The 17874-nt window shown below is 65.1% G+C and carries 14 protein-coding genes; 13 read left to right on the plus strand and 1 reads right to left on the minus strand.

Annotation, left to right across the window (positions count from 1 at the left end):
• The first annotated feature begins 81 nt into the window (after positions 1-81).
• The 13 genes from C5689_RS01565 (at position 82) to C5689_RS01635 (ending at position 16300) form a co-directional block, all read left to right on the plus strand.
• Positions 82-513 carry a four-helix bundle copper-binding protein gene (locus C5689_RS01565; RefSeq protein WP_108915486.1) on the plus strand — a complete coding sequence of 144 codons (432 nt, stop codon included), beginning with the start codon at positions 82-84 and terminating at the stop codon, positions 511-513.
• Positions 514-744: 231 nt separating this feature from the next.
• Positions 745-1302: a hypothetical protein gene (locus C5689_RS01570; RefSeq protein ID WP_108915487.1), complete on the plus strand. Its 558-nt coding sequence runs from the start codon at positions 745-747 to the stop codon at positions 1300-1302.
• 105 nt (positions 1303-1407) lie between these two features.
• Positions 1408-2814: an adenosylhomocysteinase gene (gene ahcY / locus C5689_RS01575; RefSeq protein ID WP_108915488.1), complete on the plus strand. Its 1407-nt coding sequence runs from the start codon at positions 1408-1410 to the stop codon at positions 2812-2814.
• Between the two features lie 462 nt (positions 2815-3276).
• Positions 3277-3807: a hypothetical protein gene (locus C5689_RS01585; protein WP_142862900.1), complete on the plus strand. Its 531-nt coding sequence runs from the start codon at positions 3277-3279 to the stop codon at positions 3805-3807.
• A gap of 597 nt (positions 3808-4404) precedes the next feature.
• On the plus strand, positions 4405-6939 hold the full coding sequence (locus C5689_RS01595) for a sensor histidine kinase (protein ID WP_108915492.1): 2535 nt from the start codon (positions 4405-4407) through the stop codon (positions 6937-6939).
• A complete protein-coding gene (tsaE, locus tag C5689_RS01600) occupies positions 6936-8468 on the plus strand; it encodes a tRNA (adenosine(37)-N6)-threonylcarbamoyltransferase complex ATPase subunit type 1 TsaE (protein ID WP_108915493.1) in 1533 nt (510 codons plus the stop codon). Before C5689_RS01595 ends, tsaE begins: the two co-directional genes overlap by 4 nt.
• A complete protein-coding gene (locus C5689_RS01605; protein ID WP_108915494.1) occupies positions 8434-9171 on the plus strand; it encodes a nucleotidyltransferase family protein in 738 nt (245 codons plus the stop codon). Before tsaE ends, C5689_RS01605 begins: the two co-directional genes overlap by 35 nt.
• A 215-nt stretch (positions 9172-9386) precedes the next feature.
• The gene (locus tag C5689_RS01610) at positions 9387-10553 is read left to right on the plus strand and encodes a GGDEF domain-containing protein (RefSeq protein ID WP_108915495.1); all 1167 of its coding nucleotides are present in this window, start codon (positions 9387-9389) and stop codon (positions 10551-10553) included.
• Positions 10554-10653: 100 nt separating this feature from the next.
• On the plus strand, positions 10654-12144 hold the full coding sequence (locus tag C5689_RS01615; RefSeq protein WP_108915496.1) for an NAD(P)/FAD-dependent oxidoreductase: 1491 nt from the start codon (positions 10654-10656) through the stop codon (positions 12142-12144).
• A gap of 1 nt (position 12145) precedes the next feature.
• A complete protein-coding gene (locus C5689_RS01620) occupies positions 12146-12577 on the plus strand; it encodes a GtrA family protein (RefSeq protein ID WP_108915497.1) in 432 nt (143 codons plus the stop codon).
• Positions 12574-14376, plus strand: coding sequence for a hypothetical protein (locus C5689_RS01625; protein ID WP_108915498.1), 1803 nt, complete (start codon positions 12574-12576; stop codon positions 14374-14376). The genes C5689_RS01620 and C5689_RS01625 overlap by 4 nt, the downstream gene beginning before the upstream one ends.
• Positions 14377-14411: 35 nt before the next feature.
• The gene (locus C5689_RS01630) at positions 14412-15398 is read left to right on the plus strand and encodes a hypothetical protein (protein WP_108915499.1); all 987 of its coding nucleotides are present in this window, start codon (positions 14412-14414) and stop codon (positions 15396-15398) included.
• A complete protein-coding gene (locus C5689_RS01635) occupies positions 15395-16300 on the plus strand; it encodes a heparan-alpha-glucosaminide N-acetyltransferase (protein ID WP_108915500.1) in 906 nt (301 codons plus the stop codon). The genes C5689_RS01630 and C5689_RS01635 overlap by 4 nt, the downstream gene beginning before the upstream one ends.
• Positions 16301-16426: 126 nt before the next feature.
• Here C5689_RS01635 and fumC read toward each other — a convergent pair whose 3' ends face one another.
• A complete protein-coding gene (gene fumC, locus C5689_RS01640) occupies positions 16427-17830 on the minus strand; it encodes a class II fumarate hydratase (RefSeq protein WP_108915501.1) in 1404 nt (467 codons plus the stop codon).
• Positions 17831-17874: the final 44 nt, after the last annotated feature.

Below are 17874 nucleotides of genomic sequence, written 5' to 3' on the forward strand. Positions count from 1 at the left end.
GAATAATCGCTGTGATTGAATCTCGCTCGAAAAAGCTTAAACCAGAAAATGTTGTTGTTCCTAAAACTCAGGGGGAGATTCATGGAACGTCGGCAATTTGTAACCGCAATCGGCGCGTTGGCCGCCGCAACCGCCGCCACGGGGACTTTGGCGGCCGAAGATCATGCGCATCATCATAGCGCGGCAAAATACAAGGCGCTGTTCGAGTCGAGCACCAAATGCGTGGCCGCCGGCGAGGAATGCCTGCGTCATTGCTTCGAAATGCTCGCCGCGAATGACGCCAGCATGGGCGCCTGCACCAAGTCCACCTTCGACGTCGTCGCCGCCTGCAAGGCCATGGCCTCGCTCGCGGGCACGAGCTCGACGCTCACTCCGGCCTTCGCCAAGGCCGTGGGGGAGGCTTGCCTCGCCTGCAAGAAGGAATGCGACAAATTTCCGAATATCGTCGAATGCAAAGCTTGCGGCGACGCCTGCAAAGCCTGCGCCGACGAGTGCCAGAAGGTTGCGGCCTAAAGGGGAAGGGCCCGACCGATGTGCGGGACGCGCCACGGCGCGTCTCGTTTTGGACGATCGGGCGATTATATTGAGCATAGCGCGCCGAAGCGGCCGAAGGCGCGAATTTCGAGGCGAGATTTTCTCGGAGAGCCGGCCGAACTCCCGTGTGAACTCCCATGTGTCGCTCGCGACACGGTCGATAAATCTGCCATGTGTCGCTCGCGACACGTTCGAGACGGAGCCTGCAAAGTGACCGAGCGCGCGCCGGAAATCCTTTCGCACGAGACGCAGCATCACGGCGTCCTGTCCTTCCTTCTGCGGCAATGGCCCTATTTCGCCATGCTGGGGCTGGCGCTGTTCGGCGTCGCCTATACGAGCATGACGCGCCAGGGCATGACGACCTATTGGATCGTGCTCGCGCCGATCTTCGGCCTGATCAGCATCGCCGCCGGCTGGCCCGAGGCGGAAAACGCCGAAGAAAAATGGCGGCTCGTGCGCACGCAGATTTTGCATTGGGGCGCGGTGCTCGCGGCCATGTGCCTCATCTTCATCGGCGATGTGAAGCAGATGATGAATTCTGACAGCAGCGCGCTCACAGTGCTCACTGTGCTGGCGCTCGGCTCCTTCACCGCGGGCATTCATGCGGAGGCTTGGCGCGTGTCGCTCGTCGGCCTGCTGCTCGGCCTTGCCGTTCCGGCGATCGCCTGGCTCGAGGAATCGACGCTGCTGATCCTGCTGATCGTCGCCGTGATCGCGGTTTTCGCCGCTTTCGTCCTTCTGAGGGACCGTCGGCCCTCGCTCACATAAAGACTTGTTTATATCTTTATTGCATCTGCTCCGCCGCCTTGCTATAGGCGGCCAGGCCCGCGCGCTCGCCTCAGCCAAGGCGAGACAACGCCTGAAGGGAGCGTCATGACCACCCATTTCAATGATTATGTCGTCGCCGACATCGGCCTCGCCGATTGGGGCCGCAAGGAACTGAACATCGCCGAGACCGAGATGCCCGGCCTCATGGCGACGCGCGCCGAATACGGTCCGTCGCAGCCGCTGAAGGGCGCGCGCGTCGCCGGCTCGCTGCATATGACCATTCAAACGGCCGTGCTGATCGAGACGCTGAAGGCGCTGGGCGCCGATGTGCGCTGGGCCTCCTGCAATATTTATTCGACGCAGGACCACGCCGCCGCCGCCATCGCCGCCGCCGGCACGCCGGTCTTCGCTATCAAGGGCGAGAGCCTCGAGGATTATTGGGACTACACCCACCGCATCTTCGAATGGGGCGACGGCGGCACGCCGAACATGATTCTCGACGACGGCGGCGACGCCACGCTGCTCATCCATCTCGGCCTGCGCGCCGAGAATGGCGACACGGCTTTTCTCGACAAGGCCACCAATGAGGAGGAGGAAGTCCTCTTCGCCGCGATCAAGAAGCGCCTCAAGGCCAATCCGGGCTTCTACAAGCGCAATGCCGAGGCCATCAAGGGCGTGACCGAGGAGACCACCACCGGCGTGCATCGTCTCTATGTGATGCACAAGGAAGGCAAGTTGCTCTGGCCGGCGATCAACGTCAATGATTCGGTCACCAAGTCGAAGTTCGACAATCTCTATGGCTGCCGCGAATCGCTGGTCGACGGCATTCGCCGCGCGACCGACGTGATGATGGCCGGCAAGGTCGCCTGCATCGCGGGCTATGGCGATGTGGGCAAGGGCTCGGCCGCTTCGCTGCGCAACGCCGGCTGCCGCGTGCTGGTCACCGAGATCGATCCGATCTGCGCCCTGCAGGCCGCGATGGAAGGCTATGAGGTCACGACGATGGAAGACGCCGCGTCGCGCGCGGATATCTTCTGCACCGCGACCGGTAATGTCGACGTCATCACGACCGAGCACATGCGCGTCATGAAGGACCGCGCCATCGTCTGCAACATCGGCCATTTCGACAGCGAGATTCAGGTCGCCGGCCTGCGCAATCTCAAATGGCACAATGTGAAGCCGCAGGTCGACGAGATCGAGTTCGCCGACGGCAAGCGCATCATCCTGCTCGCCGAAGGGCGCCTCGTGAATCTCGGCTGCGCGACCGGACATCCGTCCTTCGTGATGTCCGCCTCCTTCACCAATCAGACGCTGGCGCAGATCGAGCTCTACACCAAGCAGGGCCAGTATCCGGTCGGCGTCTACACGCTGCCCAAGCATTTGGATGAAAAGGTCGCCTCGCTGCATCTTTCCAAGATCGGCGTGAAGCTCACCAAAATGACCGAGCAGCAGTCCGCCTATCTCAACGTGCCGCAGAACGGCCCGTTCAAGCCGGAACATTATCGGTATTGATCCGACGGCTCGGCGAAAAAGTTCAGGCCTCGCTCTCCGTGAAGAGGGCGAGGCCGTAATCTGGATATGCTTCCGGGCCGATCGCTCCGGCGGCGCGGGAAGGATGCTCCAAAACGCGCAGCGGCGCCCTTCGAGACGCGAAACGCCCCTTCGGGCCTCGCCAGGACGAGGAGGCCGGCTCGCCGCGTGACAATACGCGGCAGAAATCCCCCGAGAGCCGCGTCTTTTCGAGCAAGATCAACGACTAGGAACTGCGACGCGATCCACCCCGTACGCGATTTCGATCTTTTTGTCGTACGTCTGCAATGTTCGAGGCTAAGCTGAGAGCCTGGACTCGTTCCTGAAGCGAGCCCTTCGATCTCGTGAGCGCAGCAGGAGATGCAGGCTGACGCTCATGGGGATGAGCACATGGACCGAGGTCCTCGCTCGAGCGCTCATTCAAGCGCCAGTCAGGAGAATAATATGAAGATCGATTTTCTAGGAGCGACCGCTCTGGCGACCTTTGTCGCTTTTTCAGCGTCGACGGCGCTCGCCGACACTGCGACATTTACCGCGGCGGCGCCTTTGACCGGGTGTCCCAACTGCACTGCGACGGACGGAACTGGCCTTGTCGTATCCGCCCTCGGTCATCTTCTCCCCAACGGTTGGGACGTGCGAACGGGAAACGGCGGGCTTTATTTCGCCAATCGCACCGGCGGCGTCTTTACGATTCCCGCCTCGAACTTCCCCGGCAAGTCCTTCGATTTGACCGGTCTGAAGCTGTTCGCCTATGGCGCCTCGAGCATGTCGACGCCCGTCACCTTTACTCTTTACGCTTATCATTTCGGCATTCCGACCGCAGACACGGTACTGGTGACGGTCGATTCACAAGCCATTCAGGACGTCACTCTGTCCGACCCTCGTCTGCAGAACATCGATACGCTCGTTGTTCGGTATGATCCGTTGCAGGTTCGGTACGTCTATTTCATCGAAACACGTTTTACACCTCACTAATTTCGGAGCGCTTGTTCGGGCTCGCATGATTCCGTGCGCGCTCCGACGTCGGGAAACGCCGCGAATCGAGCTTTCTGGAGAGGGCGCGATCTCGCGGCGACCCGGGGGGATGCGCGGATCATTCCAGCGCGGAGCATGACGACGCACGATCGAGCGGGCAAGGAGAAGACGATGGATCGCGCTCGAATGGGCGAGGTCGGAATCGCCTCGAGGAACGTCTCTCTCGCCACGCCTCGTCGTCGATAGAGCGCGTTCCGATCGAACGATTCCGTTCGATCGATCAGAATTCGCTCCAAACCAAAAATACTGTACCGGTCGAGGTCGCGAGCGCTTTCCATACCAAAATTGCTTTGAAAGACCGATGCGCCCGACGGTCGGCGCGGAACTGCGGCCGCGGCGAATTTTTCCCGCAGCAGCGCCGACGCCAGTTCGGCGAAACCCCTAGGCGCCAATCTCCCGGTCACGATCCGCGTTTCACTTTTCGACGGCGCGTTTTAGATTAGACGCGATTCGAGACGGCGCCACGGTGGCGCGCGGACGGCTTGCGGCGTTTGTTTGCGATGAGCCTTTGCAAATCGAACGTGGAGACCGGTTCGCATGTTTCACAATACGGCCTTCGGGCCGAAAGCGTTGCCGCCTGCGCGACGTCGGGGAGCGTCGTCGTCGCTCGTTCGCGGCATGGCGCGCGGGCTCGCGACGGCCGGCCTATTGCCGCTCGGCGGGCCGGCGCGAGCGGAGACGCTCGCCGATCTTCTCACCACCACCAATAATGCGGAATTCGTCAGTCTCGCTCTGACCGGCGGCCTCGCGCTTTTCGCCGTCGTCGTCGCTTTCACGCATCTCGGCGAGCGCAAGGCGTGGAGCCGCCGCGAGGCGAGGCTCGCGGCCGAGCTGGAGGCGACGCGCAAGCGGCTCGATCGCGCCGAGATTTTTCTCTCCAGCGAGCCGCAGCTCTTCGTCTCCTGGGACAATGCCGCCGGCGAGCCGGACATAGAGAACGGCCTCAATGATCCGGCCTTCGCGCGGCGCGTGCTCGCCTTCGGCTCCTGGCTCGGGCCGGAGGAGGCGGGCGCTCTGCAAGAGCGCGTCGATCGCCTGCGCCAGAATGGCGAGGGCTTTCATCTGTCGCTCGCCAGCCTGCAAGGCCGACGCTTCGACGCCGAAGGCCGCGCCGTCGCCGGCCGCGCCGTGCTGCGCATACGTGAAGTCTCCGGCGAGCGGCTCGAGCTGCTCTCCTTACGCGAGCGCCACACGCGCAGCGTCGGCGAGGTGGAGACGTTGCGCGCTCTGCTCGAGGCGCTGCCGACGCCGGTGTGGATGCGCGACACGGAGGGTCGGCTCGTTTTCGTGAACTCCGCCTATGCGCACGCAGTGGAGGCGGAGAATTCGGCCGACGCCCTGCGGCGCCAGATCGAGCTGCTCGACAATGACGCGCGTCTGCGAGCGCAGACGGCGCGCGGGCGCGACGAGGTTTGGCGCGCACGCGTGACGGCGGTGGTCGCCGGGGAGCGGCATCGTCTCGATGTCGTCGAGGCGCCCTGTCACGGCGCCGGCGCCGCGCTCGCCATCGACCGCCAGGAGATCGACAAGACGCGCGCCGATCTCGAGCAGCAGATGCAGGCGCATTCGCGCACGCTGGATCAACTGCCCATCGCCGTCGCCATTTTCGATCGCAGCAAGCGTCTCGTCTATCGCAACGCAGCCTATGAGACTCTCTGGCCGCTCGACCGCGCCTATCTCGATCAAGGGCCGAGCGACGGCGAGATTCTCGATCGTCTGCGCGCCGAGCAGCGCCTGCCGGTGGAAGCCGATTACAAGGATTGGAAGGCGCGCCTGCTCGATGCCTATCAATCCTCGGAAGAGCATCACGAGCATGTCTGGCACATGCCGAACGGGCGCACATTGCGCGTCGTGGTGAACGCCAATCCGCAAGGCGGCGTCACCTATCTCTACGACGATGTGAGCGAGCGCTATTTCCTCGAATCGCGTTTCCATGCGCTCGACCGAATGCAGAACGAGACGCTGGAGAATTTGCGCGAGGGCGTCGCCGTCTTCGGCGCCGACGGCCGCTTGCGCTTCTGCAATCCGGCCTTTCTCGCGCTCTGGGCGCTGGAAAAAAGCATTCTCGACGACAAGCCGCGTTTCGACGCCGTCGCCAATCTCTGCCGGCCGCTGCATCTCAACGAAGAGACCTGGAGCGAGCTGCGCGGCTTCGTCACCGGGCTGCAGGACATGCGGCAGGGCTTCACGCGGCGCATCGAGCGTTCGGACGGCGTCGTGGTCGATTGCACCGCGCAGCCGCTGCCGGAAGGCGCGGCGCTGCTCACCTTCGTCGATGTGACGGCGGGCGTGAATGTCGAGCGTGCGCTCACCGAGCGCAATCAGGCGCTGATCGCGGCGGAGAAGATCCGCAACGATTTCGTCCATCATGTGTCGTACGAGCTGCGCTCGCCGCTCAACAACATCATCGGCTTCATCCATCTGCTCGGCGAAAAGACGACCGGCGATCTCAACGCCAAGCAGCTCGAATATCTAGGCTATGTCGGCAAATCCTCGGCGGCGCTGCTCGCCATCATCAATGATATTCTCGATCTCGCCACAATCGACAGCGACGCCATGGAGCTCGAGCTCGAGGAGGTGGACGCGGCCGACGCCATGCGCGCCGCGGCGGAGGGCGTGCAGGATCGCCTCGCGGAGAACGACATAGAGCTGCAGATCGTCGCCACCGGCGAGGTCGGCCGCTTCCCCGGCGACGCCAAGCGCATCCGCCAGATCCTGTTCAATCTGCTCGCCAATGCGATCGGCTTTTCTCGGCCGGGACAAAGCATTACCCTCGCGGCGATGCGTCGGGAGGGGGAAATCGTGTTCAAGGTCGCCGATCGGGGGCGGGGCATCGCCCCGGAGGTCCTCGAGAAAGTCTTCGACCGTTTCGAGTCGCACACCTCGGGCTCGCGCCACAGGGGCGTCGGGCTCGGCCTCTCCATCGTGCGCGCCTTCACCGAGCTGCATGGCGGGCGCGTGCTCATCGATTCCGCGCTCGGCGAGGGCACCACGGTCACTTGCATCTTCCCGGCGCGCGAGAGCGGCGGCCAGCAGGGTCTCGCCCCGCGTGAAAAAGGACAGGCCTCATGAGTGAAGAGGCCGAATGGCTGATCGACGTCGCCGACGAGGCGCAGACCGCCGCGCTCGCCGCCAAGCTCGCCCCGCTCATTCGCGACACGGTGCGGCTCGTCACCCTTTCTGGCGATCTCGGCGCCGGCAAGACGGCCTTCGCGCGCGCGCTGATCCGCGCCCTGGCGCAGGATCCGGCGCTGGAGGCGCCGAGCCCCACCTTCACGCTGATGCAGATCTACGAGACTCCCGGCTGCCGCATATTGCACGCCGATCTCTACCGCATAGCGGGGGGCGAGGCGGAGCTCGAGGCCATGGGCTTCGACGAGGCCAGCGAGGATGCTCTGGTGCTGGTCGAATGGCCCGAGCGCGCGCCGAGCCTCTTTGCCGGCGAGCGGCTGGAGGTGCGGCTCTCCTTCGCCTCCCCGGAGACGCCCGACGCGCGCCGCATCGGCATTCTCGCCCATGGCAAGGCGGCGGGGCGGCTCAAGGCCTTTCGCACCATGCGGGAGTTTCTGGAGCGCGCCGGGTGGAGCGACGCCGCGCGCGATTATCTGCAGGGCGACGCCTCCTCGCGCATCTATGAGGCGCTGCGTCGACCGGATGGCGCCCAGGCCATATTGATGATCTCGCCGGCGCGGCCGGACGGCCCGCCCATTCGCTACGGCAAGCCCTATAGCGCCATCGCGCGGCTCGCCGAGACAGTGAAGCCCTTCGTCGCCATGGCGGAGGCGCTGCGCGCACAAGGCCTCTCCGCGCCGCAAATCTATGCTTATGATCTCTCGGCCGGCTTCGTGCTGCTGGAGGATCTCGGCCGCGACGGCGTCGTGGCCGGCGGCGCGCCGATCGCCGATCGCTATGTCGAGGCGCTGTCGGCGCTCGCGCCGCTCCATGCCCGCCGTCTGCCGGACGTTCTTCCGGTCGAAGGCTCCGGCCCTTACCACATCCCGCCCTATGATCTCGACGCGCTGCTCATAGAGGTGGAGCTGCTGCTGGAATGGTATGCGGCGCGGGTCGGCGGCGGCGGCATCTCGTCGGGCTCCAAGGCGACCTTCGTCAACCTCTGGCGCCAGGCGCTGATCGAGATCGTGATGTCGGCGCCGACCTGGACCTTGCGCGATTTCCACTCGCCCAATCTCATCTGGCTGCCGGACCGCGAGGGAACCGCGCGCGTCGGCGTCATCGATTTTCAGGACACTGTGCTCGGCCATCCGGCCTATGACGTGGTGTCGCTGACGCAGGACGCGCGCGTCGACGTGCCGGACGAATTGGAGATGCGGCTGCTCGGCCATTATGCGCGCAAACGCCGCGAGGCCGATCCGCTGTTCGACATGGCGGCTTTCGCGCGCGCCTACGCCATTCTCGGCGCCCAGCGCGCGACCAAAATCCTCGGCATTTTCGCGCGGCTCGACCAGCGCGACCACAAGCCGCAATATCTCGTCCATCTGCCGCGCGTGGAAACCTATCTGCGCAAGGGCCTGCGCCATCCCGCGCTCGCCGATCTCGAGGCCTGGTATGTCGCCAACCTCCCCGCGCTCTTCCGTGCCTGACGCGGCCTTCGTCTTCGCGGCCGGGCTCGGCTCGCGCATGAGGCCGCTGACCGACCGGCTGCCGAAGCCGCTGGTCGCGATCGCCGGCGTCACTCTGCTCGATCGCACGCTGAACGCTTTCGACGAGGCCGGCGTCGCGACGGCGGTCGTCAATGTCCATCACCTCGCCGATCAGATCGAGACGCATCTCGAGGGCCGGCGGACTCCGCGCATAATCCTCTCGGACGAGCGCGAGAAGCTGCTCGACCAGGGCGGCGGCGTCAAAAAAGTGCTGGCGCTGTTCGAGGGCCGTCCTTTCTTCATCGCCAATACGGACGCCTTTTGGATCGGCGCGGGCTGCGACAATCTGCAGCGCCTCGCCGCGCTGTGGAATCCGGAAATCATGGATATCGCTCTGCTGCTGGCGCCGCGACTGGGCAGCGTCGGCGTCGACTGGGACGGCGATTTCCACCGCGCCGCAGACGGTCGGCTGACGAAGCGCGCCGCCGGCGAGACGGCCGATTACGTCTATGCCGGCGTCGGCGTCGTCAAGCCGCAATTGTTCGAGAGCGTGGAGCAGGAAGCGTTTCCGCTCGCGCCTTTCTTTTTCCGGGCGGCGGAGCAGGGACGGCTCTTCGGCGTTCCGCTCGACGGCAAATGGCTGCATGTCGGCACGATGGCGGCGATAGAGGAAGCCGAGCGCGCCGTCGCCGCGGCGGGCTGATCGCGCCGAATTCGTCGCAGCCGAAAGGCGACGACGCCAAGTCGAAGGAGACGGCGGGACCCGCCGGAATTTCTTTACCCCGATGCGTCTTCGCCGGCTCGGAGCGCGAAGACTCGGCTTTTTATGACTTCGAGAGCATGGCATAGTCGATGCTACGCTCCAGCTGGATTCTGCCGCCCCCCACATTTTTGAAGCTCACGGGACCGTGAACCGCGATGATCGAATTGGCGCCGACCTTGTTTTTATTCGGCGCCTTCATGCTGTCGCTGCTGGGCGTCTTTCTCTATGCGATCTGGCGAGGAGACGAAGAGGCGCAAGAGCTCTGGTGGTGGTCCGCCGTTTTCGCGACGGCCGGCGCCGCGGCGCTCACCTACGCCTTCCGCAACGAGGCCGAATGGCTGTCGATCATTTTCGGCAATGCGCTCAATATGTGGTCCTGCGGCCTGCTCTGGACGGGCGTCGTCGTCTTCGTCGAGAAGCCTGTTCGGCTGCCGCTCGCGCTTCTCGGCGGCGCGATCTGGATCGCCGGCCTCTGGCAGGCCGACCTCAACATGCGCATCGCCGAAACTGCGGCGATCTCGGCGGTCTATGAAGCCGCCGCCGCCTGGGAATTGTTCCGCTACAATCAGATCCGCGAGCAGCGTCTCGTCTCGTCGCGCGTGACGGCCTGGATCATCGCTCTCCAGGCCGCGCTCGATTTCGCGCTCGCGGTCGCCGCGCCCTTTCTCGTGGTGGACAATGAGAGCTTTCTCACCAGCCCTTACCTCAAGGCTCGTTTTCTCGAGCTCTCGGGCTTCGTCGCCATTCTCGGCTTTCTGGTGGCGACCCTGTCCAAGGAGCGCTTGGCGAGCCGACGAGAAGTGGCCGCGCTGATCGATCCGCTGACCGGTCTTCCCAATCGCCGCGCATTCGATCGCGCGGTCGAGCGCGCGAGGCGCGGGGCCACGCCGCGCGCCACGGCCGTGCTGGTCTTCGATCTCGACAATTTCAAATTCATCAACGATCGCTTCGGCCATGCGGTCGGCGACCGCGTGCTGGCGGCCTTCGGCGCCGCGGCGTCGCGAAGCATCCGCGCCAACGACTTGCTGGCGCGGATCGGCGGAGAGGAATTCGTCGCCATTCTCTCGCCGGCCGACCGAACGAGCGCTTTGGCGATCGCCGAGCGCATTCGCGCGGCTTTCGTTCGCGAGGCGAAGCATCTCGCCGACGGCGCGGCGACGGTCAGCGTCGGCGTCACGGTCATAGAGGGTGAGACGCCCGATCTCGCCGCTATGACGCGCGTCGCCGACGACGCGCTCTATCGCGCCAAGGCGGAGGGGCGCAATCGCGTCATTTTCGCCGGCGAGCAGCATGAGCAGACGTCGCTCGCCTCGCGTGCGTAACAGCGCATTAACCAAAGCGCGTCCATAGTGCCCCTAAGTGCCGTGAGCCTCGCTGCGTGACGCGGCCGGCCGGCGCACGCCACGCAGTTTCAGGGCCGTCATGGGCGAGATTATCGAATCCATCGTGATCGGCGCGGGGCCCGCCGGCCTCACCGCCGCTCATATTCTGGCGAAAAACGGACGCGAGGTTCTCGTTCTCGAGCAGGACGAGACTTATGTCGGCGGCATCAGCCGCACCGCGAGCTACAAGGGATTTCTCTTCGACATAGGCGGACACCGCTTCTTCTCGAAATCGAAAGAGATCGTCGATCTGTGGGACGAACTGCTTCCGCATGATTTCATCGAGCGTCCGCGCCTGTCGCGCATCTTCTATCGCGAAAAATTCTACGCCTATCCGCTGAAGGCCTTCGAAGCGCTGAAGAATCTCGGGCTCTTCGAGAGCGCGCGCTGCATGGCTTCCTTCGCCTTCGCCAAGGCTTTTCCGGTGAAGGAGCCGCGCTCCTTCCATCAATGGGTGCGCAATCAATTCGGCGAGCGGCTGTTCGGCATTTTCTTCAAGACCTATACGGAAAAGGTCTGGGGCATGAGCTGCGACGATATCTCCGCCGATTGGGCGGCGCAGCGCATCAAGGGTCTCAGCCTCGGCGCCGCGATCATCGACGGCTTGCGCCGCTCTTTGAAGCTCCGCAAATCCAGCAGCGCCGCGAAGACGCTGATCGAATCCTTCCGCTATCCGCGTCGCGGTCCCGGCATGATGTGGGAAGCCGCCGCGCGCAAGATGCAGAAGCTCGGCGGCCGTCTGCGAATGGGCTGCAAGGTCGAGCAACTCGCCTTCGATGAAGCGAGCGGAATTTGGACCGTCACGACGCGCGACGTCAATGGCGCGAGCGAGACTCATCGCGCGCGCAATGTGCTCTCCTCCGCGCCGCTGCGCGAGGTGATGAATGCGCTGACGCCGACGCCGCTCAGCCTGTTCAACGCGCGCGCGCTGGCCTATCGCGATTTTCTCACCGTCGTGCTGATCGGACGGCCGCAGGAGGAGTTCCCCGACAATTGGATCTACATTCATGATCCGTCGGTGAAGGTCGGCCGCGTGCAGAATTTCAAATCCTGGTCGCCGGAGATGATCGCCGATGGCGTCTCCATTTGTCTCGGCCTCGAATATTTCTGTTTCGAGGGCGATGGATTGTGGAACGCCGCGGACGCCGATCTCATCGCGCTCGCCAAAGACGAGATCGAAAAGATCGGCCTCATGACGGCGGAGGATGTGCGCGACGCCTGCGTCGTGCGTCAGGCCAAGGCCTATCCCGTCTATGACGATTCCTACGCCGCCAATGTGCAGGCCATTCGTCTCGAGCTCGCGGCGCGCTATCCCGGCCTGCATCTCGTCGGCCGCAATGGGATGCATAAATACAACAACCAGGATCATGCGATGATGACCGGCATGTTGACGGCGCTCAACATCATCGCCGGACGCGCGCTCTATGACGTCTGGGGCGTGAACGAGGACGCCGAATATACGGAAGCCGGCGTGTCCGGCGCCGAGCAGGCGCTGGCGAGCGAGCGTCTCGTGCCGAAGCGGGTCGCTTGACGTGTCGACGCATCGCGTCTTCGCGGCGACGCGCTTGCTGCGCGATCTCGTCGCCTATGGGCTGGCGAGCGGCGCGGCGCTGGCGCTCGATTATGGGCTGCTGCTGCTCTTCCACAAGACGCTCGGCGCGCCCTATCTCATTGCTGCGGCGATCGGCTTTTGCGGCGGGCTCGCGCTCGTCTATGCGCTCAGCATCGCAGTGGTGTTCCGCGATCGGCGCCGCGTGCGGCCGGCGTCGGAATTCACGCTCTTCTGCGTCATCGGCCTCGCCGGCTTGCTCGTCACCGAGGCGCTGATGCTCCTCCTCGTCGGCCGTCTCGGCTTCGATCCCGCCTTTGCGAAAATTCCGACGGCGGGCGTCGTCTTCCTGTTCAATTTCACCGCGCGCCGCGCGCTTCTGTTCTCGGCGCCGGCCGCGAAGGCCGCTGCGTGAGCGCGCTCGCCGGCGAGGCGGCGGAGCTTCCCGCGCGCGCGTGTCGCGAAATTCCGCTTCTCGCCGCCATTGTCCCGGCGCTCGCCGGCGCCGCGCTATTGACGCTCCCTCGCGCGCGCGCCGTGTGGAGCGCCGGCGAATTCTACGATTCCGACGACGCCATGCGCGCCGTGCAGCTGCGCGATCTCCTCGCCGGCCAAGCCTGGTTCGATATGACGGCGCGACGGCTCGATCCGCCGGACGGGCTCTTCATGCATTGGTCGCGCGTCGTCGATACGCCGCTCGCCGCGCTCGATCTGTTGTTCGGGCTGTTTCTCGCGCCGGAGATGGCGGAGCGCGTGACGCGGCTCGCCTTTCCCTTTCTCTGCCTCGCTCTGCTCTTCGCGCTCGCCGCTTTTACCGCGCGGGTCTTCGCCGATCGCTCGGCGCGGATGTTCGCCGTCTGGCTCGTCTTTCTTTCGGCCCCGATGTTCGTGCAATTCACGCCCGGCCGCATCGATCATCATGCGCCGCAGATTCTGCTGCTGATGGCGACTTTCGGCCTCGTCGCGTTCGGCCTCCATCCCAAGCGTCCTCTGGCGCTCGCGGCCGCCGCCGCGCCTCTTGCTCTGTCGCTCGCCATCAGCCTCGAAAATATTCCTTTCTTCATCGTGGCGCTCGCAACGCCGGCGATCCTCTTTCTCGTCGAAGGAAAGACCGCCGCGCGGAGATTGCTGTCATTCGCGCTCGGCCTGCTCATCTTCGCGCCGCTGACTTTCGCGGCGACCGTCGCGCCCTCGCGCTATGGCCTCTCGGCCTGCGACGCCTATTCGGCGGTCCATATTCGCGCCGTGCTCGTCGGCGCGCTCGGCTTCGCGGCGTTGGCCGCCGCCGCGCCGCGCCTCGAGACGCTTCCGCGCCGCATCGTTGGACTCGGACTTGTCGGCGCGGCGGCGCTCGGCGCTTTTCTCGCCAGCGCGCCGCATTGTCTCGGTGATCCGCTCGTCGCGCTCGATCCGCTGCTGCGCGATCTCTGGCTCTCCCATGTCACCGAGGCCAAGCCGTTGAAGGCGTTCGTCTCCGATCCGGCCCTGCTGGTCTCCACCGCCGCGCCGGTGCTGCTCGGCCTCGTCGCGGCGCTCGCTCTCGCCTGGCGGGAGCGCGGCCTCGCGCGGGGCCGCTGGGCGATTCTAGCGGCGGCGATCCTCATCGGTTTCACCGCGGCGCTCTGGCAGATTCGCGTCTTCTCTTCCGTAACGCCGCTGGCCATGGTCGCGCTCGCCGGCGCAGCCGCCGCTCTATCGGCGCGCCTCGCTCACGTCATGCCGCTGCTGCGCTGGCTCACGATCGGCCTGCTCTGCGTTTTCGTCTCGCCCATGGGCCTCGCTCTGGCGCTGCAATCGGACGGCGAGGCCGCGCCGCGCGAGACCCGCCGCGCCTGCCTCGAGGCGAGCGCCTTCTCGGGCCTCGCGGCGCTGCCGCCGGCGCGCATCGTCGCGCCGGTCGATATGGGCGCGCATATTCTCGCCTTCACGCCGCATCATGTCTTCGCCGCGCCCTATCATCGCGACAATCGCGGCAATCGCCTCGCGGTCGACGCATTTCTGGCCGAGCCCGCCGCGGCCGAGCGCCTGCTGCGCGCGGCGGGCGCCGAGCTGCTGCTCTGGTGCGACGGCGGCGAGACCGGCGACGCCCTCATCGAACGTGCGCCCCAAGGGCTGGCGGCCGCCCTCGCGCGCGGCGAGAGCCTCCCCTTCCTCGAGAAAATCCCACTCGAGCGCTCGCCTTTCCATGTTTTCGCCCTGCGTCCTGCGCAATAATATCCGACGCCCACAACAGGAATCCGATACCGCCCATGTCCGCATCGCTGATCGATCGCCGCCGGCTTCTCCTCGCCGCTTCCAGCCTGCCTTTCGCCCGGCCGTCCTTCGCGCAGCAGCCGCTGGAGGCGGAGGAGGATCTGCAAGTGCGGATCGAGAACCGATCCACGCCCGAGCTCTGCGCGGAGAAGGACAATATCGAGCTGGATTTCGTCTCGCCGCAGGTGCGGCGGATGCGCGTGCAGGCGATTCATCCCTCCTATATCGGCATGATCGGCTCCGATCGCTGGGCGCCGGATTGGACGAGCTGCGATCTCTCGCATGATCCGAAATTCGCCGCCGACGCGCGCCGCCTCACCTTTTGGGAGACGCCGGAATTCTGGCTCGTCGGCTATACTTTCCCCTCTTTCTGGCGGCCCAATGACGTGCCCGTGCGCGTCGGCGACCGGGTGGAGAAGGGCTTTCATCTCGTGCAGCTGTGGATGACCTATCGCGAGCGCGCGGAGGAAATCCTGGTCTTCTACCCGCCGGACGGCTATTGGCGCGCGCGCCCGCTGCCTTTCGAGGATATGCGCTGGACGGCCTATGGCTCCTCCTTCCTCATCGGCCCGGTGGAGGTGCAGGAGCGCCCCATCGTCGCGCTGAAGGAGATCGTTTTCGATCCGCAGACGCGCAGCTTCACCCTGCGCTTCCGCCGCGGCGGCGAGGCGAAGATTCGTCTCGGCTCCATCGATCAGGATCGCATCGTGCTCGACGTCTCCTATAGCGACGGAATGCCGGACGGCCTGCCCTTCGCCTCACTGCGGTCCATGTACACCACGCAATCGATGAGCGACGCGGCGCTGGTCGCCTGGCGCACCAAGCGCGGCATAGGCTGGCAGGAGGCGCCGGTCATCGGCTTTCCCGGCGCGCCGGCGACGGAGATATGGCTCGGCCGGCATATGCCCTCGCGGCACAATCTCTCGGCGCCCGATATGGTGTTCGGCAAGTTCCAATCGACGGCGGCCACGGCGGTCAAATGACCGCGCGGCTCCTGTGGCTGGACGTCGCGCGCGGCCTCGCCGTGCTGGCGATGTTCGCCTTTCACTTCGGCTGGGACCTCGGCCATTTCGGCCATATCGACCCCGACATCCCCTATACGGACGCCTATAAGGCGTTCGGCCATGCGATCGCGGCGAGCTTTCTCGTCATCGCCGGGCTCTCGCTGACGCTCGCGCATGGGACGGTTTTTCGCGCGCGCGCTTATTGGCGCAGGCTCGCTCTGCTCATCGGCGCCGCGCTGCTGGTGAGCGGCGGGACCTATATCGCTTTCCCGTCGAGCTTCGTCTTTTTCGGCATTCTGCATTGCATAGCGGCGGCGAGCCTGCTCGCCCTGCCGTTTTTGTTTCTGCCCTGGCCGGCGGCTTTCGCCGCGGGCTTCGCGCTGGTCGCCGCGTCTTTCTTCGCGCGCGCCTCTGTCTTCGATGCGCCTTGGCTCTGGTGGACGGGGCTTTCGACCTTCGAGCCGATGACCAATGATTATCGCCCGCTCGCGCCTTGGGCGGGCGCGCTGTTCTTCGGCGTCGGCGCGGCGAAGCTGGCGCGTCTATGCCCGGCCGCGGTCGCCAATTCGCCGCACAACATCGCGACGCGCAGCGTCGCCTTTCTCGGGAGGCATAGCCTCGCGCTCTATCTCGTCCATCAGCCTTTGTTCTTCGCGGGCTTCACCGCCGTCGCCATGCTGACCGCGCCGATGCACAATGCGCGTTTCGAGGAAGCCTGCCGCGCGCAATGCGTCGCCTCGGGAGCGAGCGCTCAGAAATGCGAGACGGCTTGCGATTGCGCCGCGCGCGAGGCGGCGCGAGAAGATGCGTTGCCCGACGCTGCGACCGACGAAGGCCGCGCGCGTCTCGAGCGCATCGCGCGCGCCTGCGTGATAAAATAGTTTTTGTTCAGGGCCGTCATTGCGAGCGGAGCGAAGCAATCCTTCAGCCGTGACGCGGCCCCTGGATTGCTTCGTCGCTGCGCTCCTCGCAATGACGGAAAAGTACGGGGCGCTCTCGCGCCGCCCTCAATCATTCGGCGCGAGCATATTCTCCGGCCGCACCAGCGCGTCGAATTCCGCATCCGTCACCTTGCCGGACTTCAACGCCTCCTCGCGCAAAGTCGTGCCATTGCGATGGGCGGCGCGGGCGATCTTGGAGGCGGCGTCATAGCCGATCTTGGGCGCGAGCGCCGTCACCAGCATCAGCGAGCGCTCCAAGAAATTCTTGATGTTCGCCTCGTCCGGCTCGATCCCGTCGACGCAGCGAGTGATGAAGCTGTCGATGCCGTCGGCGAGCAATATCGTCGATTCGAGCAGCGCCGCGGCGATGACCGGCTTCAAGACGTTCAGCTCGAGATGGCCCTGCGAGGCGGCGAAGGTGATGGTCGCATTATTGCCGAAGACTCGCGTGCAGACCATGGTCAGCGCTTCGACCTGGGTCGGATTGACCTTGCCCGGCATGATGGAGGAGCCGGGTTCGTTCTCCGGCAGCTTCAGCTCGGCGAGGCCGGCGCGAGGGCCGCAGCCGAGCAGACGAATGTCGCAGCCGATCTTATAGAGCCCGGCGGCGAGCGCGTTCAGCGCGCCATGAGCGAAGACGGCGGCGTCATGGGCGGCGAGCGCCTCGAATTTATTCGGCGCCGTTTTGAACGGCAGGCCGGTCTGCGCCGCGATCTTGGCCGCGACGGCCTCGGCGAAGCCTTTGTATGTGTTGACGCCCGTGCCGACGGCGGTGCCGCCCTGGGCGAGCAGGAACAAATCCTCGAGACCCTGGCGGATGCGCTTGGCGCCGAACTCGGCCTGCGCCGCATAGCCGGAAAATTCCTGGCCGAGCGTCACCGGCGTCGCATCCTGCAAATGGGTGCGGCCGATCTTGACGATATGCTCGAACGCCTTGGACTTGGCGGCCAGCGCCGCGTGCAGCCGCTCCACCGCCGGCAGCAGGCGCTGCGAGATGGTGATCGCCGCGGCGACGTGAATGGCGGTCGGGAAGCTGTCGTTGGAGGATTGGCCGAGATTGACGTGATCGTTCGGGTGGACCGGCGCCTTGGCGCCGCGGCCTGCGCCCAGCGCCTCATTGGCGCGATTGGCGATCACCTCATTGACGTTCATATTGGACTGCGTGCCGGAGCCGGTCTGCCAGACGACGAGTGGGAAATGCTCGTCGAGCTTTCCGTCGATCACGTCGCGGGCGGCGGCGGAAATGGCGGCGGCGACGTCGCTCTTCAGCAGGCCCTTCTCGAGATTGGCCTCGGCGGCGGCGAGCTTCACCCGCGCGAGCGCATGGACGATCTCGATCGGCATCCGGCCGACGCCGATCGGGAAATTCTGCCGCGACCGTTCCGTCTGAGCGCCCCAATAGGCGGAGGCAGGAACCTCTATGTCGCCGAAGGAATCGCGCTCGGTTCGGAATTCGGTCTTCTCGGTCATTGGTCTCGCTCGCGGAAAATTATCGGGCTCGAGCTTCCCTATGG

Origin of the sequence: Methylosinus sporium (genome assembly GCF_003113265.1) — a bacterium.
Classification (GTDB): Bacteria; Pseudomonadota; Alphaproteobacteria; order Rhizobiales; family Beijerinckiaceae; genus Methylosinus; species Methylosinus sporium.